Origin of the sequence: Streptomyces sp. SID3343 (genome assembly GCF_009865215.1) — a bacterium.
Classification (GTDB): Bacteria; Actinomycetota; Actinomycetes; order Streptomycetales; family Streptomycetaceae; genus Embleya.
Window position 1 is genome coordinate 1 of record NZ_WWJX01000281.1, and the last position, 985, is coordinate 985.

Below are 985 nucleotides of genomic sequence, written 5' to 3' on the forward strand. Positions count from 1 at the left end.
CCACGACGAGACCACCCCTTAGAGGTGCGATCGACCAGTTCGCGGGCCGCGAGCACGGCGAGCCGGCGCCCCGCAGCAGCCGGCGACACCCCTGCGGCGCGCGCGATCACCGCCGTCGAGGCCGCGCCGCGCACGGGCACCACGTCCAGGACTCGCCGCGTGTCGGGGGCGACGTCGTCACCCGCCCGGACCGGTCCCGACAAGCGCGGCGCGAGGTCGTCGCCGATCATCCCCACGTGCTCGATCACCTCCGCCGCCCGGGTGACCAACACCGCTCCCGGCTCCCGCAGCAGCGCGTGCACCCCGGCCGACTGCGGCGCGCTGATCGGCCCCGGCACGCCCATCACGTGCCGCCCGAGCGCGGCGGCCCGGCGGGCGCTGATCAACGCGCCACTGCGCAACGCCGCCTCCACCACGACCGTGCCCCTGGTCAGCGCGGCGATCACCCGGTTGCGCTCGACGAAGCGAAATCGGGTCGGGTGACTGCCCGGCGGCAGTTCGCTGACCAGGACACCCTCGTCGGCGATCCGGGCGAGCAGCCGTTCGTGGCCGCGCGGGTAGTTGACGTCGGCCCCGCACGCCAGCACCGCGATCGTGGTGCCCCCGACCACGAGCGCGCCCCGGTGCGCGGCGCCGTCCACGCCGTAGGCCCCGCCGGAGACCACCGACCACCCGGCCTCGGCCAGATCGGCCGCGAACATGCCCGCGACGTGCGCGCCGTAGTCCGTACAGGCCCGAGAGCCCACGATCGCCACCGACCGCACCGCCGCGAGCCGCAACGGCACCGCGCCGCGCACCCACAGCCCCAACGGCCTGGCGTCGCCCAGGTCGTCGAGCTGGGTGGGCCAACCCGGATCGCCGGGGACCACGAAAGCCCCGCCGAGCGCGGCGATCCGATCGAGGTCCGCCCGGGGGTCCCGCGCGTCCAGACGCACCCGGTAGCCGCCCGGGTCGCGCCGGGCCAGTTCGACCGGCAGCGAACCGT

Annotated in this window: 1 protein-coding gene; it reads right to left on the minus strand. The window is 76.3% G+C overall.

What is annotated here, in order from left to right:
- On the minus strand, window positions 1-985 hold a 985-nt coding region (dprA, locus tag GT354_RS09755), incomplete at both ends, for a DNA-processing protein DprA (RefSeq protein ID WP_161355875.1).